The organism is Rugosimonospora africana (assembly GCF_016862975.1).
Taxonomy (GTDB): Bacteria; Actinomycetota; Actinomycetes; order Mycobacteriales; family Micromonosporaceae; genus Rugosimonospora; species Rugosimonospora africana.
Genome location: NZ_BONZ01000096.1, coordinates 14822 through 37349 on the forward strand (window position 1 = coordinate 14822; position 22528 = coordinate 37349).

Consider the following 22528-nt stretch of genomic DNA (forward strand, 5'->3'; position numbering starts at 1 on the left):
CCGGTCAAGTTTCAGGCGGGGACGCCGGATTGTTGTATGAGTTGGCTGAGCGCCGTGTCGTAGGCGCGGGCTACGGCGCGTAGCGGCGCGGCCGCTGGAGGTTGAGGGTCGGCGAGTTGGGCTTCGCCGCTGTGGATGAGTCTGTTGTGGAATCTGGTGAGGAACATGGCGTGGTGCAGCCCGGCTTCGGTCACGCGGTAGCGATGGGTGTGCGGGATGCGTTCGATGAGGCCGTGCAGTCGCAGTCTTCGTAGGTCGTAGGTGGCGCGGCCGGGTGGCCATGAGTTCGGATCGGTGCCGAGCATCTGGGCGAGGTGGTTGCGTAGGTCGGTGTTGGTGAAGCCGTGCGGGTGCAGTCTGAAGATGAGCAGGACGGCGAGCAGTGCCTGGGCTCGGGGGTCGCCGAAGCGTAGGCCGGCGGCGTGTTGGCCGTCGATGTTGGTGGGGGCGGTGACGGTGGTGAACGCTTCGGCTCCGGTGGCGGGGTCGTGGCTGAGGTCTTCGACGTGCAGTAGACGTCGGTTGGCTTGGAAGCCGAACTTCCGCATCGCGGGTAGGTTCGTCAGCCCTTTGAGGATCCCGAAGTCGCCGGGGTCGTTTATGGTGGTCTCGGTGCGTAGTGCGATGCCTTCCTTGTGGTACTGCTTGATCGTGGAGTGTTTGAAGTCTACGTGGAGGCTGGGTGTCACCCCGGAGTTGATGATGCGGGTGCGGAACGCTCCGGGGGTGCGTAGCTTGCGGCTGGCGAAGATGCGGTGGCCGAAGATCAGTCCGACCTGGTCGGGGCGGCCGAGGTTGAGGTTGTCGCGGATGACTTGTTCGAAGAAGATGCGTCCGTCGTCACTTGACCCGCGACCGGAGTCTGCCACTGACCAGCGGCAACGCGCTACATGCCTCGTCGGGCTGGGGCGAAGCCCCGCTGGTACTCCAGCCCGGGATCGTTATGTAGACGCATGTCGATGATCTTCTCCGGGTTGGGGAGACCCGGGGCTGGTGCCTGCACATGCCGAAGAATCATGGCGACGACGTGGTCGAGCGGGCGTTGGTGTCTATCTCCAGGTCTGCGGCGGGTCTGAGGAGCGGCTCGATGGTGTGCTGGAGGTGCAGTACGCGGGCCAGTTCGTGGGGCTGCTTGCCGTAGGGATTGGTCCGTCTGGTGGTCAGCCTCGCGGCGATGACGGGTGCGGGTGCGGTCAGCAGGATGATGTGGTCGATCTGTGGGTAGAACCTTCCCTGGTTTGGGGGCGCAGCCGCCGAGGAAGAGCACGTCGACGTCGTGGGTGGATAGCAGCTGTTGGATGCGGTCCTCGCGCCAGAGCCAGTCCTGTCCTGGTGCCAAGGCGGTCGGGTCGTCGTCGGGGACGTCGACCAGCTCTGACAGGCCGTGGTAGTCGGTGTCGACGGCCTTGTAGCCACGTGCCGCGAGTTCCTCGATCACGGTCGACTTGTCAGTTCCTGACATTCCAGTCAGGAGTACCCGTTTCACGGGATCAACCTATCTCCGACCGACGGCATCTCGCCGTCGGGTATTGACACGGGTGGTTGCGCGGGTCGACGCGGGCTGGGGCGGGCCGCCACGTGATCATCAGCGACTTGTGGAGACAACTTCGGATTTTGTGGCGACCGCTGGCGACAGCGTAGACGCCGAGAGTTGGTTGGCGGAGTTCGACTCGGGGTTCGCGCGGATCGCGGGCCGGTTCGGGCGGTGGAGCCACGCCGGCAGGCGCGAGCGTTTCTGCTGGGGCCGCTGTCCGATGTGGACACTCGTACGTGTTTGGCAGTTGGCTGAGCAGGCCGGTGACCGGTCACCGCGCTTCTGGCACCAGCGAAACGACGCACCGTACCCCGGTCCGGCCGCAGCTGCTGCGAGATCCGGTTCAGCGAGCACCACTCGGCAGCCAGCTGCTGGACCGCCGCGTACCGGTCCGGAGTGCGCACCACCAGACGGCGCTCCCGCACACACACGTCACGGACACCCGCTGCCTTTGGTGGCGCGGTCGGCTCCTCGACTGCCGGCTCAGGTGGCCGTGGTGTTAGCTGCTCGGCCGGTGGGTCCGCCGCCTGCAACGTGGCGGCCGCGGCGCGCACGCAGGCGTCGACCACCGCCACCCCGTGGTGACGCTTGCCGACGTCGATCCCGTTTATAAGCCACACCCGGCCGTCCCGGGCCGCCCGTCAACTTGCGGAGATCGATGGGTCGCCGGGGTGGTTCACTCGGGGGCTACCAGGCGGGTACCGGCGAGTTGGCCCCGTGCGCCGAGGGCGCTCATCGTCAGTCCGGTGACGTCCCCGGGCGCATACCGCTGCAGAATGTCCAATCCCAGTCGGGCCCGGCGGACCCGTTCGATGGCGGAACCGACGACGACATCGGTAAGATGCCGGCCGCTGGGATAGATCTCGGGTGCGTTGCGCAGCCCGAACTTGACATAGACCGGGGCGGCGACCCGGATCACCTCGGCGATGTCGTACAACCGGACGAACCCGCCGATGCTGTCGGGTGCCTCGAGGTAGAAGTCGATGGTGGCAAGGCTCGCGGCACGTAGTTCGGACAGCTGCGCGAGGGTCAGGTCGCTGGGCACGTTGATGGTGTCCGCGCCGAGTTGGGTGAGCAGGAGGAACGAGGCGGGGTTGGCCGGTGCCGCCTGCACGCTCAGCTTCAGCTGTATCGTCGCCGGAAGCATGCCCTGGCAACGCAGTTGGTGCAGGGTCCACAGCACGCCCTCGTCGGCGACCAGCAGGCTCGCAACTCCGAGCCCGGCGGCGCGGACTGCCTCGGCGATACAACCGGCCAGCCCATCGCGGCCGCGTGCCCGCGCGCCGAGTGCTCCAGGCGTAAAGCGTTGTGCGCCGATGTCCCACGCCGCCCGGGGCCCGACGAACAGGCAGAGTTCGATGCCGCGCTGGGTGGTCTGGGCGAGCATCTCCTCGATCTCTTGGTCGGTGAGCATCATGACGCCCGAACCCTGCGAGACCCGGTGGACGGGCACCTCCAGGGAGTCCGCAGTCTCGATGACGGCCCGCAGCGCAGCCGGTCCCTCGACGCTCGGGATCTCGACGCGCCACGCGCCGCCGTCGGGGAAGCGCAACGGTGATGCCGGCGGTTCGGCCGGGGCCGCGCCGAGGCCCACGCGTGCCAAGTGCTCGGCGCCGGGGGTGATGGCGCGCGGTTCGGGGTGGGGCACGGGGGAGGAGCCGTTCACGGCGATGCGTCTCCTTAGGGGAGTGGGCGGGCTGTCGGCGGATCGGGTCGCGTGCCGGCGGACGGCGCTGGCGTGCCGCCGAGCCGCTGGTGGACCGCGGCCCACCGGTCCGACATGTCTGGGGCGTACAGGTGTGGGGTGAACCCCAACCTCAGGTAGATCGCCAGCGCCGGCAGCCGGAAGTCGTCGGTACGCAGGAAGATGCTCATCGCCCCGGCGTCGACCAAGCGGTTGGCCACCGCGGCGGTGACCGATCGGCCCAGGCCGTGGCCGGAGTGGTCGGGGTCGGCGGCAATCCAGCCGACCTCGTACCCGCCGGGGTAAAGCTCCGGTACGGGATTGTGTTGCGCCATTCCGGTCGCGACGAGGCGGCCGGTCGGCTGGTGGACGACGACCAGCCAGCCGTCGGGCAGCACGCTGGCGTGCACTTGGGCGAGCTCCTCGTCGCCCCAGCTGCCGAGTTCGACTCGTGCCATGAGCTCACGGAACGGGGCGATGTCCGCGTCGCTCCCCGGGCGCAGTAGGTATCCGGGTGCCGGCCGCAGTGCGTCGGGGTAGGGGCGGCGTCCCGCCGGCCAGAGCATGTGCAACTGGCGGTACCCGGGGTCACCATGATGGTCGCCCGCGCCGGGCCGCGGTCCGTTCGCGGAGTCGCTAGGCACGTGGAGCCTCCCGACCCGGTTCGACTCCGATGCCCGCGGTCCACAGTCGGGGGTCGGGTACATGCACCCAGGAGCCGCCCTCGCCGGCCGAGCGTTGCGAGGCGATGCCGGGCAGCGACATGTCCAGCGCGTCGAAGACGCCGAACGGTACGTCGGTGTCGCCCACGATGGCGTGGACGAACTCGAGGACCGGCCACGCGTCGGCACCCCAGTGGCCGGCACCAGCCGGTACCTGCTGGTACCGCTCGGGCAGGAACTTCTCCTGGTAGGCGGAAAGCGGCTCCCAGGATCCGTCGGGACTGTGCCCGTGCAGGTACACCCGGGGTTGCTGGTTGGGTGCCCGGGGCGCCTCGTACGCACCGCCGGTGCCCTGCACGCTGTAGTAGTCCATCAGGTGTGGGCGGTTGGACAGCAGGTCGAACCGGACCCGCAGCAGCGCGCCGCGCGAGGTGCGGCACAGCAGCAGGACGGTGTCGTCGATCTCGTGCTCGGGGTCGGTGTGCCGACCTGTGCCGGTGCAGCTGACGGCCACCACCCGGTCGTCGAACCACTGCAGCAGCGGGCCCAGGCTGTGCGTGGGGTACGTGTGCCCGATGCGCCCGACCTGCCAGTAGTAGCGCCAGGTCGGCGCACCGGTGGGGGTATGGTGGAACTGCCGCATCTCGTGCAGGTACTCGCCCTCGCCGTAGTACAGTTCACCGAAGACACCGGCCCGGGCCATCGCGCCCACCACCAGGTTGCTGCGGATGTAGCAGTAGTTCTCGGCGAGCATGTAGCGGGCGTTGCTGCGGCGCACGGCGGCGACCAAGTCGCGCGCCTGCTCCAGGGACACCGCAGCCGGCACCTCCGACAGCACGTGAATCCCGGCGTCGAGTGCCATGATCGCCTGGGGCACGTGGTGCTGCTGCGGCGAGGACACGATGACCAGGTCGCAGTGGTCGAGCAGTTCCTGGTAGCTGGCGCAGACCACGTCGAGCCCGTGGTCGGCCGCGAACCGCTGGCGGGCACCGGGATCCGGGTCGTAGACCGCGGCGAGGCGGGCGTCTCCCGCGGCGGCGCGCAGCCCGGCCACGAACCCGCCGCCGCGCGGCGCCCCGGCGACGCCGACCCGCAGCGGGATTCTCCTCCTCATCGGCCCGCCTCCCTGCGGTCGCCGGCCCGACGAGGCACGGTCCCACTGTCCTTGATGATTCGCTCGCTGCGCTCGCTCATCGATTGGTCTCCTCTGCTGCTGGCGCCTGGTCGGCGAGCGCTTCGAGCAACTGGGCCTGCTCGCTGACGGTCTCCCCGATGTCGAGCAGGCGGGCGTGCGGCAGCCGGTACGCCGGACCGCTAACGCTCAGCGCGTAGCGTGCGGTGCCGGCGGCGTCCCGGACCGGCGCGGCCGCGCAGCGCAGTCCCTCGACGGTCTCCTCGTCGTCGATGGCGAAGCCGCGCTCGCGTACCCGGGCCAGCTCGCGGAGCAGGTCGTCGGGGTCGGTGAGGGTGCGCGGGGTCAGTTGCGCCAGGTCGGTCCTGGCCAGCAGCGACCGCACGTCGGTGACCGGCAGTGTGCTCATGATGGCCTTGCCAAGGCCCGAGGCGTGCCAGGCATCCTTGTCTCCCACCGCGGCACCCATCCGGATCGGCTGCGAACTCTGCAGCGCGTGGACGATGACCAGGTCGTGGCCGACCCGGGCACCGAAGTTGACCGTTTCGTTGAACTGCTCCACCAGGCGGGCCATCGACGACACGACCATCGACATGAAGTCGCGGCCGCTGACCGCGCTGCGGGCGAGCAGGAACATCCGCATGCCGATGCGGTACTGGCGGCTGGCCGGGTCGCGGTCAAGCAGGCCGTGCGAGACCAGGCTGCCCAGGTAGCGCAGCGTGGTGGCGTCGCTGAGACCCGCCTCGGCCGCGATCTTCGACAGAGACGCCGGCCCGCCGGTCACCGCCTCGAAGATGCGGACCAGACGGTCCACTCCCTGTAGGCCGCGATCCCCGCGCGACCGTTCCGGCTGATCGGCCACTCATTCCTCCTCCACTGGAAGAGACTTCCTCCGCTGTACGGAGGCGCTTCTCGGCTGACTCACCGTACGGGGTGGCAAGACCGGAGCGCAATGTCTTGACCAGGGAGTGGAGCGGATGTTTACTTCACTTCACTCAGAACAAGTTCCTCCACTCAGCGAAAGAAGGCGGCACAGGATCTCGCCCACGCCGCGTCCCCGCGTGCCAAGCCACAGGAGGGAATCCTCATGAGCACCTACACGTACTCCCGACGCCGTTTCCTGCAGTCGGCGGCCCTGGCCGGTGCCGGCCTGGCGCTGGGCGCCTGCGGTGGCGGCGCCGGATCTGGCAAGGGCGGCACCCTCAAGTACTGGAACCAGTTCTTCCCCACCTCGTCGACCACCGACAAGTCGCTCAAGCGCGATGACTTCTGGGTAGTCCAGTCCGCCAAGCGCTTCTCCGAGGCCCACGGCATCACCGTCGAGGTCAGCGACCTGCCCGGGGACGACAGCGCCTTCACCAAGTTCCGCACCGCGGGCGTCGCGCGCAACGGCCCCGACGTTGCCTCGCTCTGGTCCGGCTCGTACACCTTCGGGCTGAAGAACTACATCGAGCCCCTCGACAGCTACCTGGACAACGGGTACCGCAGCACCCTGACCGGCTGGGACGTGGGCACCGAGGGGCTGGTCGCCGAGAAGGGCACCATCTACGGTGTACCGCCCGGCAACGATGGCATCGCCGCGGTCTACTTCGACAGCCGGGTGCTCGACCGCGCGGGCGCGAAGGTCAGCGAGGACACGGTGCTGGAGTGGGACGAGTGGCTCGACGTGCTCAGGAAGATCAAGGCGACCGGTGTCACGCCGCTGGCCCTCGGCAACGGCGACTACACGCTCTTCTCGCTGTTCTACTGGATCGCACAGGTGACCGGAGGGGAGACCGGGCTGCGCGACCTGGGTGACGGTACCCGCAAGTTCAACGACTCCGCGCTGCAGGCGGTCGTGCGCCAGTGGCTGCAACTGGTCCCGTACACCCTGGCCTCGCCATCCACAATGGATGATCCGATCGGGCAGATCGCGGCTGGGAAGGCCTCCACTGTCATCCAGGGACCCTGGGCCATCTCCGACCTGCGCAACGTGCTGGGCGACGATGTCCTTATGACCAGGCTGCCCAACATCAACGCCACCGCGCCAGTGCGCGACAGCGGCATCGGCGGGCCCGGCGGCGACCTGGTGGTTACCAAGTACTCCAAGCAAAAGGACGAGGCGGTCGCCTTCATTAAGCACCTGACCAGCAAGGCCGAGCAGCTCGACCGGATCAAGAACCACCCGCACGAGGACATCAAGTTCCCCAACCTCGCGGGGCTCGACCTCGCGTCGCTGTTCACCGACTCGCTGCTGGTGCGGCAGGCCGAGTGGGTGAACCAGAAGTTCGTCTTCTACGCCGACAACATCTGGCCGACCGACCTGGTCAACGAGATCTACGCGCAGGCGCAGCTGATCTGGGCCGGCAAGAAGACCCCCGAGGCGTTCCTCTCGGCGCTGGACGACAAGCGCGACAGCATCGTGAAAAATGGGGGCAACAAGTGACGGTTGCTGCCGTCGGGCGGCGGGCCGCGCCGGAGGCCGGGACGGTGCGGCGGTCCCGGTCGCGCCGCCGCGGCGCGCTGACCGGCGTGGTCTCGGTCCTGCCAGCGGTGCTGCTGGTCGGCGCGTTCATGTGGTACCCGCTGGTCACCACGGTCTACCACAGCTTCACCCGGTGGGACGGCATGGTCACCCGGTGGGTGGGGCTGGCCAACTACCGGCGGCTGTTCGCGGACGGCGACATCTGGCAGTACCTGCGGACCAACCTGGTCTTCTTCCTGTCCATCCCGCTGATCCTGGTTATGTGTCTGGTGGTGGCCGTCCTGCTGCACGAGCAGACCCCGGGCGCGCGCTTCTTCCGTTCGGTCTACTACCTGCCGTGCATGCTCTCGGTGGTCGTGGTCGGCGTGCTCATGCGCAGCATGTTCCTCCCCGACGGGGTGGTCAACCGGGGCCTCTCGGCGGCGGGGCTGCACGCGCTTTCCACAGACTGGCTGTCGTCCACGGTCACCGCATTCGTCGTGCTCATCCTGACCTTCTACTGGCAGACCCTCGGCCAGGGTGCGCTGGTCTTCCTCGCCGGGCTGTCGGCCATGCCACCGGAGGTGATCGAGGCCAGCCAGATGGACGGCGCGGGTTGGTGGCGGCGCCTGTTCCGCGTCGTGCTGCCGATGCAGACGCCGGCCATCAGCTACTTCCTGGTGATCAACACGTCGTACGTGTTCATCGGCCTCTTCTCGCTCATCTACACCATCACCAAGGGCGGGCCGGGCACCAGCACCACGCCGCTGGACTACGAGATCTACCTCAGCGCGTTCCAGACCGGTGACCTGGGCTACGCCTCGGCTCTGTCGGTCGTGCTGCTGCTGCTCGTCTCGGTCATCGCCTGGCTGCAGGTACGCAACTTCGACCTGTTCTCCCGAAACGGGGGGCGCTGATGAAGAGCACCGTCTCGCTCGCCGGCCGCATCGTGATCACCGGGATCCTGACGATCGTCGCAGTCTCGGCCCTGTACCCGCTGTTCTTCATGCTCGTCACCAGCCTGAGGAGCCAGAGCGAGTACATCCGCGACCCGCTTTCGCTGCCGGCGCACTGGACCGACATTGACAACTACGTCGCCATGGTCAACCGGTTCGATCTGCCGCGGCTGTTCGCCAACTCGGTCGTCTACGTCGCCGTCGCCTGGCTGATCTGCCTGGCCGTCTCGCTGCCCGCCGCGTTCGCCTTCGCGAAGCTGGAGTTTCCCGGGCGCCGCGCGGTGTTCATCGCGATGATCGCCACCCTGGCGATCCCCGGCATCACCTTCATCATCCCGGACTATGTCCTGCTGGCCGACGTGGGTCTGATCGACAGCCCCATCTCGGTCATCCTGGTCTGGGCGGCGACCGGGGTGCCGGGCACGGTCTTCCTGCTCGCCGCGTTCATGCGTGCCCTGCCCGGAGACGTCATCGACGCGGCCGCGGTCGACGGGGCGGGCTACTTCCAGGCCATGCGGCGGGTGATCCTGCCGATGAGCGTGCCGGCCATCGTTACCGTCACCATCTTCAACGTCACCGGATGGTGGAACGACCTGCTCACTCCGCTGGTCTTCCTCCAGTCCGACCAGCAGGCGACAGTCACCCTCGGCGCGGCCACCGTGGTGACCCGGTACGGCAGCGACCTGCCGCTGCTGGTCACCGGCCTGGTGTTGGCCGCGCTGCCACCGGTGCTGGTCTACATCGTCGCCCAGCGCTACATCAGGCGCGGGCTCGTCCTGGGAGCCGTGCGGTGAACGCAGTCAACGGGTGGACCCCCCGCGAGTCGGGGATGGTGCTCGGCGTGGCGCGCACCGACATCACGCCGCCGGTCGGCATTCGGGCCCACAATTGGGGTGCCGCGCGGACCGGCCAGGCCACCGGGGTGCACCGCCCGCTGACCGCGAGCGCCCTGGCCGTCGCGGACCCCGACCTCGGCTGGCGCTACCTGGTCACTGCGGACCTCGGCTGGTGGCAGAGCCTGGCCGGCTACGACCGGGTGTACCGGCCCGTGCTCGACGCCCTCGGCGGTGCCCGGGACGCCCTGTTGCTGCACCTGGTGCACACCCACGCCGGGCCCACCCTGGCCGAGGAGGACTCCGGGTTGCCGGGCAGCGAACTGGTCGGCCCGTACCGGGAGCGGCTGGTGCGCGACCTGGTCGAGGTGGCCGCCGCGGCCCGCGACGCCGCCCGGGAGTGCTCGGTCACCTGGGCGTACGGCTCGTGCCGGCTGGCCGCCAACCGCGACCTGGCCCACGGACACCGGGATGTGCTGGGATTCAACCCGGGCTCTCCGGCCGACGACACCGTCCTGGTGGGCCGGATCACCAGCACCGGCGGCGAGCGCCTGGGCGTGCTGGTCAACTACGCATGCCACCCGACGACGCTGGCGCACGAGAATTCGTTATTGTCGCCGGACTACATCGGTGCGGCCCGGGAGGTCGTGGAGCGGCATGCCGGCGCGCCCTGCCTGTTCTTCCAGGGTGCCTCGGGCGACCTGGCGCCGCGCGAGCAGTACCTGGCCGGCACCGGGGACACCGACCGGCACGGGCGAGCGCTGGGCCACGCGGCGGTGTCGGTACTGGAAACCATGGGCGCGCCCGGCAGCGCCCTGCGCTTCGCCGGCGTCGTCGAATCCGGTGCCCCGCTGGGCATTTGGCAACCGGTGCCGGCGGCTCCGCCGGAGGAGTCATCCTTCACCCGAGTCGATGTCGGTATCCGCTGCCGCCCACCCGAAGCACCGGAGCAGACCGTGCGCCAATGGGCGAACATCGATCCCGTGGCGGCCGCGGAGCGCCGCGCCCGGGCCGACCGCCTCGCCGAGGGCTACCGCACCGGTACCTCCGCCGTACACCCCGTCTTCGTCTGGCGACTGGGCGACGCGGTCATCGTGGCCCACCCCGGCGAGGCCTACTCGCAGCTGCAGACCGAGCTGCGACGCCGGCACCCGGACCGTGCCGTCGCCGTGCTCAACCTGACGAACGGACCAGGGTTCATGTACCTGCCGGCCAGGGACGCCTACGGCCGCGACCGGTACCAGGTGTGGCAGACCCTGGCGGCCGAGGGCTCGCTGGAGTCGGTGATCGATGCCGCCGACGCGGCGATCGGCGCGACGCCACCCGCCCGGCCGGTGCTGTCGTGAACGGCATCCGGGCGGTCGTGGTCACCGGCGCCGGTTCCGGGATCGGGCGCGGCATCGCCATGCACCTCGCGGCGCGCGGCTGGGGCACCGTGCTCGTCGACACGAACGCCGACGCCGCGCGGCAGGTCGCGGCGTCGATCGCCGGCCCCACCCAGATCGTCATCGGCGACGTCGCCTTCCGAGCGACTCACGCCGCAGCCGCGGGCGCCGCCGAGCGGGTCGGTGCCCTGCACGCCTGGGTGAACTGCGCCGGCATCACCATCCGCCACCCGCTGCACCGGCTCGACGAGGCACAGGTGGCCCGGATCGTCGGCGTCAACCAGCTCGGTACCCTCTGGGGCACCAGCCAGGCCGTGTCCAGCTTCCTGGACACCGGGTGGGCCGGTGCCATCGTCAACATCTCTTCGGTACACGGGCAGCGCGCGTACCCAGACTTCGGCGTTTACGAGATGACCAAGGCCGCCATCGACGCGATCACCCGTAGCGTCGCCGCCAGCTACGGCGACCGGGGCATCCGGGCCAACGCCGTCGCACCCGGAGCGGTGTCCACGCCCGCGCTGGAGCGCTCGTTCGAGTCGGCGCCCGTTCCCACGTCGGCGCGCCGGGACCTCGAATCGCGAAACCCGCTGCGCCGGTTGGCGGAGCCGGTCGAGGTCGCCGCGGTCGTCGAGTTCCTGCTGTCGGAGTCGGCGAGCTACGTCACCGGGCAGACCATCTACGTTGACGGCGGCTGGGGCGTGCTGCTCGGCCGCGACTCCGACGATCCGGACGCGCGGCGCACCGAGGGAGGTTCGCGGTGAGGCTCCGCAGCGCCCGCTGGCTGGGCGGCGACGACGAGGTCGCGCTGTCCCACCGGGTGGCGCTGCGGCTGACCGAGGCGGACCGGGACCGGCCGGTCATCGGCATCGCCGACACGTCCAGCGCACTCAACCCCTGCAACGCCAGCCTGGCCGAGCTGGTCGCCGACGTGGAGCAGGGCATCCGGGACGGCGGCGGCGTACCGGCCCGGTTCCCGGTCATGTCGCTGGGCGAGGACCTGATGAAACCCTCGGCGATGCTGTACCGCAACCTGGTGGCCATGGAGCTGGAGGAGACGATCCGGGCCAACCCGCTGGACGGTGTCGTCTTCCTCGCCAACTGCGACAAGAGCGTACCGGCCGCGTTGCTCGCCGCGGCGAGCGCCGACGTTGCGTCCCTGCTGCTGATCGGCGGTTCCCGGGCCGCCCCGCTGTTCGAGGGCAAGCCACTGGGCGCCGGTACCGACCTGTGGCGGGCGCTGGACGAACGCCGGTCCGGCGCGATGAACGACCGGCGCTGGGAACACCTCGAACGCAGCCTGCGCTGCGCCGGACCGGGCGCCTGCAACACGATGGGCACCGCCTCCTCGATGGCTGTCGTCACCGAGCTGCTCGGCATGAGCGTGCCCGGATCCTCGGGCGTACCCACCGGATCGCCGCAGCTGCGCCGCATCGCCCACCAGACCGGTGCCCTCGTCGTCCGTCAGGCGCTGGACGGCCGGACGCCGACCCAACGAATGACCCAGGCCGCATGGGACAACGCCGTACGGGCGCTCGCCGCGATCGGCGGCTCCACCAACGCGGTCATCCACCTGGCCGCGGTGGCCGGACGCACCGGCCTCTACGGCGACCTGATGCGAATGGACCGGCTGTGGCGCGACGTGCCGCTGCTGGTCGACGTCGAACCCTGCGGCGCCCAACTGGTCGCTGCGTTCGCCGCCGCCGGGGGCGTGCCGGCCCTGGCCCGCGCCTTGGGCGCCCTACTCGACGGCGACGCGGTGGCCGGCGACGGCCGGTCGTGGGCGCGGCTCGCCGCCGAGGCACCGGAAGTCTCGGCCGTCATTCGCGGCCCGCACGACCCGGTGTCGGCCGCGCCGACCCTCGCCGCGGTGTTCGGCACGCTCGCACCCGACGGCGCCGTGATCAAGGTGGCCGCGGCCTCCCCGGCACTGCTGCGTCACCGGGGACGGGCGGTCGTCTTCGACGACTACGACACCATGCGGGTACGGCTGGACGACGAGGCGGCCGGCATCACCGCCGACGACGTGATCATCATTCGCGGCTGCGGGCCCCGGGGAACCCCGGGCATGCCGGAGTGGGGCATGGCACCGATCCCGAAGCGGCTGCTGGGCCAGGGCGTACGCGACATGCTCCGGGTCAGCGACGGGCGGATGAGCGGGACCAGCTTCGGCACCGTGGTCCTGCACGTCGCCCCGGAGTCGGCCGCCGGCGGCGCGCTCGGCCGGGTACGCGACGGCGACCTCATCGATTTCGATCTGGCGCGGCGCCGGCTCGACGTGCTCGTCGACCCGGCCGAGTTGGCCTCCCGCCCGGTCCCGCCACCGGCCGCGTCGGTTCACCTGCGTGGCTGGCCGCGGCTGTACCGCGACCACGTCCAGCAGGCACCGCAGGGTGCCGACCTCGACTTCCTGACCGCACCGACGCCGGCGAGCAGACGCTTCGTCGAGCCGACCGTGGGCCGTTCCTGACGCCAGCCGCGAGGATTGGGGATTGACCAGATGACGCCAACCGCCGCCATCAACGGTGTGCTGCCCGTGATCCAGACCTTGTATACCGCCGACGGCACGATCGACGGACCTGGCATCGAGAAGGAGCTGGACTGGATCCTCGACCAGCACGTCGCCGGGCTCACCACCGGGATGGTCAGCGACCTGCTGCGGCTCACCGAGGGTGAACGCCGCCAACTGGCGGAGATCGTCACGGCGAAGGCGCGGCAGGCCGGGCGGTTCAGCATCATCGGCTGCGGCGCGGAGAGCACCCACACCGCGGTCGCCCACGCCCGGCACGCGCAGCGGCACGGCGCCGACGCGGTGATGGCCATCCCTCCCCTCGCGGTCGCGCTCGGCGACGACGCGATCTTCGGCTACTACGCCACCATCGCCGAGTCCATCGACATCGGGCTGGTGGTGCAGGACGCGAGCGGGTACGTGGGCCGGCCGCTCAGCCTCGACGTCCAGGTCCGGCTCTTCGAGTGGTTCCCCGGCCGTATCTACTTCAAGCCCGAGGCCCCGCCGATCGGCCGGCGCCTGTCCGAGCTGCGCAACGCCACCGGCGGGCAGGCGCGGGCGTTCGAAGGGCTGGGCGGCGCGGCCCTGCTGGACAGCTTCCGCCGCGGGGTGGCCGGAACGATGCCGAGCGCTCAGGTGTGTTGGGCCATCCAGCGGCTATGGACGGCGCTGGCCGAGGGGCAGTGGGACACCGCCTACTCGATCAGCGGCCTGCTCAACTGCCTGATCAGCTTGCAGACCACGATCGACGGGTACATCGCGGTGGAGAAGTACCTGCTCGTCAAGCAGAACGTGATCCCGACCACCGACACCCGAGGCCCACTGGGGTTCGACCTCGACGACGAGACGAAGTCCGAAGTGGACCGGCTGTTCGACCGGCTGGCCGCGGCGGTGGGCTGACCGCAGCAACCCGCGAATTCGGGCTGGGGGTGCCGTGATCTTCTGGAGTTGGAAGTTCAAGCTCTCTCAATCGGGTTCGTGCTGTAAACGACCTTCCGCATATCCGCGAGGAACTTCCGGCTGCGCGGGCTCGGGTGAAGCAGCCGGGTTATGTCACCGGGTACCGGATAATTCAACGGTGTCCCGGGTGAGGAACATCTTCCGGTCCCGGCCGGTGAAGACCAGGGTCCGGCACCGGGCGACCATAACGGAGATCTTCTTCGACCTTGTGTTCATCATCGCCCTCACCCGCGTCATCGCGATCATGGGGCGGCCGCCGACCGCGCTCAGCATGGTCCGCGGGCTCGTCCTTCTGCTGCTGTGGATGACGTGGACGACGTACGCCTGGCTCAGCAACCGGGCACCGAACACGATCTCGCTGTCGTGCGCGGGCGTGGGTGGGGTTCCGGCATCGATCCGGCCTCAGTCTCGACGAGTTATCAGGCTTCAAAAGATTGCGCGTTAGCGAGAGGGGCGTTGGCTGTTCTTCTCGGCAACGTCGAGTCTTATCGAGAAACGTCCGGGCAGGGACCTCGATTTCGGACGTTCTTGCTGTGGGGGTAATCGGACATATCGTGTCGCGAGCGGATTCGGTGGCGCCGCCGCTGCGAGCGTGGCGCGGAGGAGACCGAACTGTCGTCTGTTGTGTGGTGTTCCGAAGGCCGGTCGGGAGGTCGGGACGCGTCGCGGCCGGTCGAACGCCGGATGTGGCCGAGTCAAGGGGCTTGCGATCCATTCTTCCGGAGCGGCTCACTCGTCGTTCGCGGGGTTGGTGAGGTGGTGGCGGATGGCCGCGGTGTGGTTTCTTCGGCCTGGTCGACGCCGAGGCGGGTGAGGATGTCGAGGGCGTGTTGCCAGTGGGTGCGGGCCTGTTCGGGTTGGTGCATTGCCAGGTGGGCGTGGGCGAGTCCGTCGTGGGCGCGGGCCTGGTCGTCGGGCTGGCCGAGGTCGGTGGCGAGCGCGAGCGCCTGCTGGTGGTGGGTGAGGGCGGCCTGTGGGTTGCCGTTGGTGTGCTGCAGCCGGCCGAGACCTTGCCATGCTTCGTACTGCCAGTTGCGGTGACCAATCTGGCGGGCCATGTCGAGCACTCGTTGGTAGTGGTCGGCGGCCTGTTGGTACCGGCCCTGCATCCGGTGGGAATTGGCGAGGCCGGTCAGCGCTAGCAGCTCGCCGGGGCGGTGGCCGCTGGCGTGGGCCAGGCGCAGCGCCTGCTGGTAGTGGTCGGTGGCTTGCTCGTGGCGGCCCTGTAGCCGGTGGGTGTGGCCGAGACCGGTCAGGGCGTTCAGTTCGGCTGTCTGGTCGCCGGTGGCGCGTGCGGCGCTCAACGCCTGCTGGTGCAGGGTTTCGGCGTCGTGGAAACGACCGCGGGTGTGCAGGTGGCGGTGCAGGATGGTCGACAGGTGCAGCAGGTGTGCCTGCCTGCTGTGGTCGGTGGCCGATTTCGTGGCGGCCAGCAGGTTGGGCAGCTCGTTGTCCAGCCAACCGAGTGCCGCCGCCGGGTTGGGCGGGGTGGGGCTGGGAGTGCGCGAGGGTGGGACCCGCGGGCGGTGTTCACGCTCGTGCGGGTAGGCGGTGTCCATGGCCACCGCGGCGGTGTGCCGGTAGTAGTCGAGAAGGCGATCGAAAGCCTGGTCGGGCCCGTCCTGCGGTTTGGTGAGTGTGCGGGCGTAGGTGCGGACGAGGTCATGCATCCGGTACCGGTGCGGGCTTGTTTCCTCGAGTAGGTGGTCGTGGTACAGCCTGTCCAGTTGGTTCATAGCGTCGTCCAGACTGGTGCCGGCCCGAGCGGCGGCGGCATAGCTGTCGGTGTCGACGCCGGGGGCCAGGCCGATCAGGCGGAAGAAGCGCTGCCGTTGGGGTGGCAGGTGCCGGTAGGACCGGTCGAAGGCGGCCTGCACGGTGGTGTCTTCGCTGGTGAGGGTCAGCAGTCGTCGGCGGCTGGTCTTGACCTCGGCAAGTAAATCGGTCATGGTCCAGGTGTCGTGGGCGGCGAATCGTCTGGCGGTGATCGCGATCGCTAGCGGCAGGTATTCGCATGCCTGAACAAGGGTGGCCACGGCTTCGAGTTCGTTGGCGGCGCGGGGTACCAGGCGGAGGAACATCGCGACCGCGTCGGCGTGCGGGAGGACTTTGAGGTGCAGGTGGACGGCGTGATGGAGATCGCCGAGTCGTCGGCGGGAGGTGATCAGCACCAGCACGTGGGGGGAACTGGGCAGCAGCGGGACGACCTGCGCGGTGGACGCGACGTTGTCCAGGACGAGCAGGGCTTGCCGTCCGGCCATGCGGTCGCGCCAGAGGGCGATGCGGGCGTCGAGACGGTCGGGCAATTGTTTTGGGTCGATGCCGTCGGCCCGTAGCAGGTCGGCGGGGTCGGTGGGTTGGTGGCCGGCGGTGTGGGCTTTCAAATCGAGGAACAGTTGCCGGTCGGGGTATCGCTGGGTCAGTTGGTGGGCGGCGTGCACGGCCAGGGTGGTTTTCCCGACACCGGGCATGCCGTCGATGGCGTGGATCGCGACGACGCCGCCGTGCTCGGCGGCTGTGGTCACGGTGTGGGTGATCGCCGCGAGTTCCTTGGTGCGGCCAATGAACGCGATGGTGTCGGGCGGCAGGCTGAACCGCATCTCGTCGCGGTCGGCCGCCGTCTCGACAGTTGCTCGTGCTCCCGTCCGATGTTCCTCCCCGTCGGCAGATCGTCCCCTATCGACCAAGGAGCCGGCCACCGCCGCCGAAGCTTGTGGACGCTGGACTGCGGACGATCGTAAGCAATCTCTATTCGATGTTTGGGTACTCCGGGTTCCGGTATCGATCCGGCCTCGGTCTCGACGAGATGTCCGACTTCGAGAAGATTGCGTGTTAGTGAGAGTGGCAACGGCTGTTCTTCTCGGCGGTGCCGGTTCTGTCTATGGATCCTATGGGTAGGGGCCTCCACGTCGGCCGTCCTTGCTGTGGGGGGTAATCAGGCATATCGCTCTCGCGAGTGCGTCCGCTGGCGCTGCCTCTCGTCATCTTGATTTCGCCCGTTGCTTGGCCGAGTTTTCCGGCCGCTCGTGGAAAATCCGCATGCCTACGTCGAATTCGTCCAGATCGGAATGGTCGCCGCCATCCTCGACTAAGACCTTTGACCTGCGCGTGCTACGTCCCGCTGGGGCGTCGTTGGTGGACCTTCTGGGGCCGACCCGTCGCCAGACCGGTCTGACCGCCGTCGGCTGGGCCTCCCATTTTCTGGCCGACGACGCGACGTTGCTCTTGGCCTTCTGGCCACTAGACGTTGGCGTCGGCAGCGGACCGGACGAGGTCGTGGAGGCCGCGGCCAGGTCGCGCGTCGAGCTGCGCGGCCCATCTGAGATCCACACCAGATCCCCGCGTCGCCGGTCCAGAAGTTCTTGTAGCCGCCCGTCGGCGAATGTCACGGTCGTGGTAGAGCGTTCCCCGTGTTCGCGGGCCTCGAGGTCGTCGTCCAGGGCGGTCGCGCCGGTGGACGGAGCTGAAGGGCCCCATTTGCGCGGGACGCGCCGACGCTGCAGACCGAGCTCGTCGACGTACTCCACCATCGAATCGGCGCTGTGCATGGCGGCTGGCAATGTGATTCCCTGGCGGGCCGGTGACCTGTTCCGGCAGCACTTCTCCGGGCCGGTCGGTGCGGTAAACACGCTGGTGGGTTAGCTCAACGGGGGTCAGGCGCCCGGGGCGTGCAGCTACCTCGGCGCGTCGGGCACGGTCACGGTGAACGACGGCCCGCCGAACACCTCCTACGCGGTCGACGCCAGCGGCGTCAGTGCCCCGGTCACGTTCCGTACCGGGGTGAAGGGCAACGGCAGGGTCCAAGTGACCAACGTCCGGCCACCGGTCGGCTGGACCGCCACCGTCCGCTGGCGCCCCGCGACGAGCGGGTGTCTGGCCGCGGTCGCCGTCAGGGCGGCGGTGCCGTGCATCCCGTGGGAATCGGCCGCACAGGTGATCTAGCGGCAGAAGGTGGCCAATTTGTTTAGACTCAAGCTCCTCGTGCCGGAGCGACACAACGCGGCCGGAACCGGATCCTCGGCTGCGGCCAGCACCGGTGAACACATCACCGGATCGGCCATGCGACCCAATCTAGCCAGCGCCGAGCAACGCGCCTCAATCCGATTTCCTTCGCACGCATCCGCCGCGAGTCGTGCGGTCATGCCGGATTGGCTGCACCTGGTCTTGACCGGTTTCGGGTGGTCCGTCGCCTACCCGTCATCTAGTCCGCCTTTGAGACGACCAGGATCGCGACGGATCTCTCGGCCTCGGCGCTGCTCGTGGCGTCGTCACTTTTTTGTCACTGGTCTCGCGTCGGCGTCGGCCTACGGTCGGTCGACATCGATGCGGAGGTGGGAAGAGATGACTGAGTCTGAGGGTGCTGACGATGGCCTGACGGTTGTCTTGGTGCACGGCGCGTTCGCGGATGCGTCGAGTTGGTCGGTTGTCATCGCGCAGTTGCTGGCGGCGGGTCTGGACGTGCGGGCGGTGGCGAACCCGTTGCGTGGGCTGGCCGCGGACGCCCGCTATGTGGCCGACTTGGCTTCCGAGGTCCAGGGGAGGGTGCTACTGGTGGGGCACAGCTACGGCGGCGCGGTGATCACTAACGCCGCCGGTCAGCTCGCCAACGCGGTCGGCTTGGCGTTCATCACCGCGTTCGCTCTGGAGGAGGGCGAGAGCCTGACGGCGATCGTCGAGCAGTTTCCGGACACGCTGATGGGGCCGGCTCTGCGTCAGACTGTTGTGCGCGCCGAGAATGGTGACAAGGCGGTCGAGTTGAGCATCGACCAGTCGCAGTTCCCGGCGGTCTTTGCCGCCGATGTGCCCGCGACGACGGCCGCGGTCATGGCGGTCAGCCAGCGGCCGATCGGGTTGGCCGGTTTCACCGAGGCGTCAGGGGAGCCGGCATGGCGGCAATTGCCATCCTGGTTCCTCGTGGCCAACAACGATCAGGCCATCCACGTGGATGCGCAGCGCTTCATGGCGCGGCGCGCGGGATCGCACATCGCCGAGACGGCCGGTTCTCATGCCGTCATGGTCTCCCAGCCCACCGCCGTCGCGGACGTGATCCTCACGGCCGCGCGCACGCTCCGTCGAAAGGAATCCTGACCAATGGACACCTTCCGTACTTCCCGCCGGACCGTCCTGACCGGCCTGGCCACCGTGTCGGCCGCCGCAGGTCTCGGCATCGCAACCGCGGCCGCCCCCGCGCAGGCCGTATCCGGTACCTCCATCCGGCCCGCCCGCGACAAACGGCCGACCGTCGTGTTGGTCCACGGCGCGTTCGCAGACGCATCCGGCTGGAGCGGTACGGTACAGCGCCTGCAGGACGACGGCTACCCGGTTGTCGCAGTGGCCAATCCGCTGCGCGCGCTGGCCGGCGACGCCGCGTACCTGGCGGCCGTGCTCGCCTCGATCACCGGTCCGATCATTCTGGTCGGCCACTCGTACGGCGGCGCGGTGATCACCAATGCCGCGACCGGGAACTCGAACGTCAAGGCGCTGGTGTACATCGCCGCGTTCGCTCCCGACGAGGGCGAGACCGCTTCCGCGCTCAGTGCCGGAAGCGCCCTTACGGACGCCGTCGGTGGCATCCTGGTCCCGATCTCGGGTGGCGGTACCGACGTGGAACTGTCGATCCGGCCGGAGGAGTTCCGGAAGGTGTTCATCAGCGAGGTCGGCCCGGCCACGGCGCTGGAGATGGCGGCAACGCAGCGCCCGATCACGCTGACGGCACTGGCCTCCCCGTCCGGTACACCCGCGTGGCGGAGCATCCCGTCGTGGTACGCGGTGTCCGGTGCGGATCAGGCGATCCCGCCGGCCTCGCAGCGGGCGATGGCCAAGCGGGCCGGGTCGCACACCGTCGAGGTCGCCCACGCCTCGCACGCCTACTTCGTCACCCACCCAAACGTTGTCGTCGACCTCATCCGTGCCGCCGCCCACGCGGCGGCCGGCTGACCCGCCAAGTGTCCACCCTGATCGCCCCCAGCTACCGGAGACATCCATGACCGATTCGCCATTGCTGCCCCCCAGCGTCGGGGAGCCCTTCTGGTTCCTCGGCGGCCAAGCCCGCGTCCTGCTGCCCGGCGCGGCCACGAACCGGGCGATGAGCGTGCTGGAATTCGACGACCCGAAGGGGCAAGCTCCGCCGTTGCACGTGCACGACGGAGAGGACGAGGTGTGGATCGTTCTCGACGGTGAGATCAGCTTCTTCGTCGGCGACGCCCGCTACGACCTGCAAGGCGGACAGGTCGCGCACGGCCCGCGCGGAGTGCCGCACAGCTACCTGGTTCGCTCGCCGCAGTCCCGGATGGCGGTCGTCTACGCGCCGGCCGGCATCGAGGAGTGGTTCCGCTCCAACGGCACGCCCGTCTCGCACGTCGACGACGCGCCAGCGTCGTTCGACATCGGCGCGATCATCGCGTCCGCCGAAGCATTCAGCCTGCGGGTCGTCGGCCCGCCACCGCAGCAGATCTGAGGAGCCCATCATGAGTACCCCGATACCGGTCATCTTCATCCACGGGCTGTGGCTGCACGCCACTTCCTGGACGCCATGGGTAGACCTGTTCCGCGAAGCGGGCTACGAACCGACAGCGCCGGGCTGGCCGGGCGACGAGGACACGGTCGAGGAGACCCGCGCGGCCCCGGACGGCATCGCCGACCACGGCATCGACGACGTCGTCGAGCACTACGCGAAAATCATCGACCGGCTCGACACCAAGCCGATCCTCATCGGACACTCCTTTGGCGGCATGATCGCCCAGAAGTTGCTCGGCCTGGACCGGGCGGCTGCCGCGATCGCGATCGACGCCGCCCAGATCAAGGGCGTGCTGCCGGTGCCGCTGTCAGCGTTGCGCGCCACGCTGCCGGTGTTCAAGAACCCGAGCAACCGGCGCCGGGCCGTCGTGCTGACCCCTGAGCAGTTCCGGTTCGCGTTCGGCAACGCCATTTCCGAGACCGAGTCCCAGGAACTGTACGAGCGGTGGACGATCCCGGCACCGGGCAAGCCGCTGTTCGAAGCGGCTGCGGCCAACTTTGACCCGCACTCACCGGCCAAGGTGGATACCGTCAACGAGTTACGCGGCCCACTACTGTTGATCATGGGTGGCAAGGACCACACCGTGCCGGAAGCCGTCACCCGCGCCACCCTCAAGCAGTACCGGCACTCCAGCGCGGTCACCGACATTCTCGAGTTCCCGGACCGGGCGCACTCGCTGACCATCGATAGCGGCTGGCGTGACGTCGCCAACGCCAGCCTGACCTGGCTCACAGAGCAGGCGCTGTGAGGGCCTACGGGTTGAAGCCCCGTCATCTCGGGCTGCTGGCGGTGACCGTGTTGGTCTCGCTCCTCGCGCCGTCCGCGGCGGCGGCCCAAGGCCACTCAACTGTCGCCGCTGGCTGGGAGCCCCGGGTGCCGTACGGGTTCACGGAGCAGAAGACCAGGGTCGGCAACGTCGGGATCAACTACGTGCGCGGCGGTCACGGCCCGACCCTCGTCCTGATCCACGGATTCCCGCAGACCTGGTACGAGTGGCGCGCGATCCTGCCCGAGCTGGCCAAGCACTACACGGTGATCGCACCCGACCTGCGGGGCGCCGGTCGCAGCGACGCCCCGGCCGGGGGATACGACAAGAAGACCATGGCCGCCGACATCCACGGCCTGCTGGCCGAGCTCGGCCTGAACCGCGACATCCGGCTGGTCGGTCACGACATCGGCACCATGGTCGCCTACGCCTACGCCACCGCCCATCCGGACGAGGTGCGGAAGTTGGTCCTCAGTGAGGCACCCATCCCGGACGAAAGCCTGTACGACGCTCCGTCCCTGACCGACAAGGGCCCGGGCGCCTGGCACTTCGGCTTCTTCGCCCTGACCAACGGTCTTCCCGAACAGCTCGTCGACGGCCGGGAAGAGCTGTGGGTGGACCGGTTCACCGACTCCCTCGAAGTCCAGAAGGACGCCATCGGCCCCGTGGAGGTGCGGGAGTTCGCCAAGTACCTGCGCGACGACGCCCACCTGCGGGCGAGCTTCGAGTGGTTCCGGGCCTTCCCCACTGACATCGCCGACAACGCCCGGTACGCCAAGACCAAGCTCGCCATGCCGGTGTTGGCCATCGGGGCCAGCAACAGCCTCGGTGGGGCCGAGCAGACCCAGGTCAGCAACTACGCGAACAACGTCACCGGCGCCGTGATCGCGAACTCCGGCCACTGGATCTACGAGGAGCACCCCGCCGAACTCACCCGGCGCCTGCTCACCTTCCTGGCCTGAGCACCACCGGCCGGCCGCGTAGCCTCGATATCGGCGCCGCGGCCGGCCGGCCCACGAGAGGATTCCGTCATGGACCTAGACCCGACCGGAAAGGTCGCAGTCGTCACCGGTGCCAGCAAAGGCATCGGACTAGCCATCACGCAGGCCCTGGCCGGCGAAGGCGTCCACGTCGCGGCGGGCGCCCGCCA

General features: G+C 69.1%; 21 protein-coding genes and 1 pseudogene. 15 read left to right on the forward strand and 7 right to left on the reverse strand.

What is annotated here, in order from left to right; translation table 11 throughout:
* Positions 1-11 precede the first annotated feature (11 nt).
* Positions 12-869, reverse strand: coding sequence for a hypothetical protein (locus Raf01_RS42695; protein ID WP_203923854.1), 858 nt, complete (start codon positions 867-869; stop codon positions 12-14).
* Between the two features lie 786 nt (positions 870-1655).
* Here Raf01_RS42695 and Raf01_RS51285 point away from each other — a divergent pair.
* Positions 1656-1811, forward strand: a pseudogene (locus Raf01_RS51285) (IS701 family transposase); the annotation flags it as partial.
* A gap of 399 nt (positions 1812-2210) precedes the next feature.
* On the opposite strand, the gene Raf01_RS42700 reads toward Raf01_RS51285, so the two are convergent.
* The 4 genes from Raf01_RS42700 to Raf01_RS42715 form a co-directional block, all read right to left on the reverse strand.
* Positions 2211-3200 (reverse strand): hypothetical protein, encoded by a 990-nt coding sequence (locus Raf01_RS42700; protein ID WP_203923855.1) that lies wholly within the window; start codon positions 3198-3200, stop codon positions 2211-2213.
* 14 nt (positions 3201-3214) lie between these two features.
* The gene (locus Raf01_RS42705) at positions 3215-3862 is read right to left on the reverse strand and encodes a GNAT family N-acetyltransferase (RefSeq protein ID WP_203923856.1); all 648 of its coding nucleotides are present in this window, start codon (positions 3860-3862) and stop codon (positions 3215-3217) included.
* A complete protein-coding gene (locus tag Raf01_RS42710) occupies positions 3855-4994 on the reverse strand; it encodes a Gfo/Idh/MocA family protein (protein ID WP_203923857.1) in 1140 nt (379 codons plus the stop codon). Before Raf01_RS42710 ends, Raf01_RS42705 begins: the two co-directional genes overlap by 8 nt.
* A gap of 76 nt (positions 4995-5070) precedes the next feature.
* Positions 5071-5874 carry an IclR family transcriptional regulator gene (locus tag Raf01_RS42715; RefSeq protein WP_203923858.1) on the reverse strand — a complete coding sequence of 268 codons (804 nt, stop codon included), beginning with the start codon at positions 5872-5874 and terminating at the stop codon, positions 5071-5073.
* Positions 5875-6099: 225 nt separating this feature from the next.
* Here Raf01_RS42715 and Raf01_RS42720 point away from each other — a divergent pair, with 225 nt between their 5' ends.
* From Raf01_RS42720 to Raf01_RS51075, 8 genes are all read left to right on the forward strand, one after another.
* Positions 6100-7437 (forward strand): ABC transporter substrate-binding protein, encoded by a 1338-nt coding sequence (locus Raf01_RS42720; protein ID WP_203923859.1) that lies wholly within the window; start codon positions 6100-6102, stop codon positions 7435-7437.
* Positions 7434-8372 (forward strand): carbohydrate ABC transporter permease, encoded by a 939-nt coding sequence (locus Raf01_RS42725; RefSeq protein ID WP_203923860.1) that lies wholly within the window; start codon positions 7434-7436, stop codon positions 8370-8372. The genes Raf01_RS42720 and Raf01_RS42725 overlap by 4 nt, the downstream gene beginning before the upstream one ends.
* Positions 8372-9205, forward strand: coding sequence for a carbohydrate ABC transporter permease (locus Raf01_RS42730; protein ID WP_203923861.1), 834 nt, complete (start codon positions 8372-8374; stop codon positions 9203-9205). Before Raf01_RS42725 ends, Raf01_RS42730 begins: the two co-directional genes overlap by 1 nt.
* Positions 9202-10590 carry a hypothetical protein gene (locus Raf01_RS42735; protein ID WP_203923862.1) on the forward strand — a complete coding sequence of 463 codons (1389 nt, stop codon included), beginning with the start codon at positions 9202-9204 and terminating at the stop codon, positions 10588-10590. The genes Raf01_RS42730 and Raf01_RS42735 overlap by 4 nt, the downstream gene beginning before the upstream one ends.
* A complete protein-coding gene (locus tag Raf01_RS42740; RefSeq protein WP_203923863.1) occupies positions 10587-11390 on the forward strand; it encodes an SDR family NAD(P)-dependent oxidoreductase in 804 nt (267 codons plus the stop codon). The genes Raf01_RS42735 and Raf01_RS42740 overlap by 4 nt, the downstream gene beginning before the upstream one ends.
* Positions 11387-13096, forward strand: a complete 1710-nt coding sequence (locus Raf01_RS42745) for a dihydroxy-acid dehydratase (protein WP_203923864.1) — start codon at positions 11387-11389, stop codon at positions 13094-13096. The genes Raf01_RS42740 and Raf01_RS42745 overlap by 4 nt, the downstream gene beginning before the upstream one ends.
* A 30-nt stretch (positions 13097-13126) precedes the next feature.
* On the forward strand, positions 13127-14035 hold the full coding sequence (locus Raf01_RS42750) for a dihydrodipicolinate synthase family protein (RefSeq protein WP_203923865.1): 909 nt from the start codon (positions 13127-13129) through the stop codon (positions 14033-14035).
* 268 nt (positions 14036-14303) lie between these two features.
* Positions 14304-14540, forward strand: coding sequence for a hypothetical protein (locus Raf01_RS51075; RefSeq protein WP_373319753.1), 237 nt, complete (start codon positions 14304-14306; stop codon positions 14538-14540).
* A 250-nt stretch (positions 14541-14790) separates the two neighbouring features.
* Here Raf01_RS51075 and Raf01_RS42760 read toward each other — a convergent pair whose 3' ends face one another.
* Together Raf01_RS42760 and Raf01_RS42765 are read right to left on the reverse strand one after the other, a co-directional pair.
* The gene (locus tag Raf01_RS42760; protein WP_203923867.1) at positions 14791-16695 is read right to left on the reverse strand and encodes an ATP-binding protein; all 1905 of its coding nucleotides are present in this window, start codon (positions 16693-16695) and stop codon (positions 14791-14793) included.
* Between the two features lie 381 nt (positions 16696-17076).
* Positions 17077-17643, reverse strand: coding sequence for a hypothetical protein (locus tag Raf01_RS42765; RefSeq protein ID WP_203923868.1), 567 nt, complete (start codon positions 17641-17643; stop codon positions 17077-17079).
* Positions 17644-17797: 154 nt separating this feature from the next.
* Between Raf01_RS42765 and Raf01_RS42770 the strand changes: the two genes are divergently transcribed.
* The 6 genes from Raf01_RS42770 (at position 17798) to Raf01_RS42795 (ending at position 22340) form a co-directional block, all read left to right on the forward strand.
* A complete protein-coding gene (locus tag Raf01_RS42770; RefSeq protein ID WP_203923869.1) occupies positions 17798-18037 on the forward strand; it encodes a hypothetical protein in 240 nt (79 codons plus the stop codon).
* A 399-nt stretch (positions 18038-18436) separates the two neighbouring features.
* Entirely contained in the window at positions 18437-19183 is a 747-nt protein-coding gene (locus tag Raf01_RS42775; RefSeq protein ID WP_203923870.1) for an alpha/beta fold hydrolase, read from the forward strand.
* A gap of 3 nt (positions 19184-19186) precedes the next feature.
* Positions 19187-20032, forward strand: a complete 846-nt coding sequence (locus Raf01_RS42780; protein WP_203923871.1) for an alpha/beta fold hydrolase — start codon at positions 19187-19189, stop codon at positions 20030-20032.
* A gap of 46 nt (positions 20033-20078) precedes the next feature.
* The gene (locus Raf01_RS42785) at positions 20079-20552 is read left to right on the forward strand and encodes a cupin domain-containing protein (protein WP_203923872.1); all 474 of its coding nucleotides are present in this window, start codon (positions 20079-20081) and stop codon (positions 20550-20552) included.
* Positions 20553-20562: 10 nt separating this feature from the next.
* Positions 20563-21360, forward strand: a complete 798-nt coding sequence (locus Raf01_RS42790) for an alpha/beta hydrolase (RefSeq protein ID WP_203923873.1) — start codon at positions 20563-20565, stop codon at positions 21358-21360.
* The gene (locus Raf01_RS42795) at positions 21357-22340 is read left to right on the forward strand and encodes an alpha/beta fold hydrolase (protein ID WP_239134421.1); all 984 of its coding nucleotides are present in this window, start codon (positions 21357-21359) and stop codon (positions 22338-22340) included. The genes Raf01_RS42790 and Raf01_RS42795 overlap by 4 nt, the downstream gene beginning before the upstream one ends.
* Positions 22341-22528 lie beyond the last annotated feature (188 nt).

Bases quoted from the DNA above. Each gene is read 5' to 3' on its own strand.
- Raf01_RS42710 (WP_203923857.1), bottom strand. From the start codon at position 4,994: ATGAGGAGGAGAATCCCGCTGCGGGTCGGCGTCGCCGGGGCGCCGCGC.
- Raf01_RS42720 (WP_203923859.1), top strand. From the start codon at position 6,100: ATGAGCACCTACACGTACTCCCGACGCCGTTTCCTGCAGTCGGCGGCC.
- Raf01_RS42730 (WP_203923861.1), top strand. From the start codon at position 8,372: ATGAAGAGCACCGTCTCGCTCGCCGGCCGCATCGTGATCACCGGGATC.
- Raf01_RS42750 (WP_203923865.1), top strand. From the start codon at position 13,127: ATGACGCCAACCGCCGCCATCAACGGTGTGCTGCCCGTGATCCAGACC.
- Raf01_RS42760 (WP_203923867.1), bottom strand. From the start codon at position 16,695: ATGCGGTTCAGCCTGCCGCCCGACACCATCGCGTTCATTGGCCGCACC.
- Raf01_RS42765 (WP_203923868.1), bottom strand. From the start codon at position 17,643: ATGCACAGCGCCGATTCGATGGTGGAGTACGTCGACGAGCTCGGTCTG.
- Raf01_RS42775 (WP_203923870.1), top strand. From the start codon at position 18,437: ATGACTGAGTCTGAGGGTGCTGACGATGGCCTGACGGTTGTCTTGGTG.
- Raf01_RS42780 (WP_203923871.1), top strand. From the start codon at position 19,187: ATGGACACCTTCCGTACTTCCCGCCGGACCGTCCTGACCGGCCTGGCC.
- Raf01_RS42785 (WP_203923872.1), top strand. From the start codon at position 20,079: ATGACCGATTCGCCATTGCTGCCCCCCAGCGTCGGGGAGCCCTTCTGG.
- Raf01_RS42790 (WP_203923873.1), top strand. From the start codon at position 20,563: ATGAGTACCCCGATACCGGTCATCTTCATCCACGGGCTGTGGCTGCAC.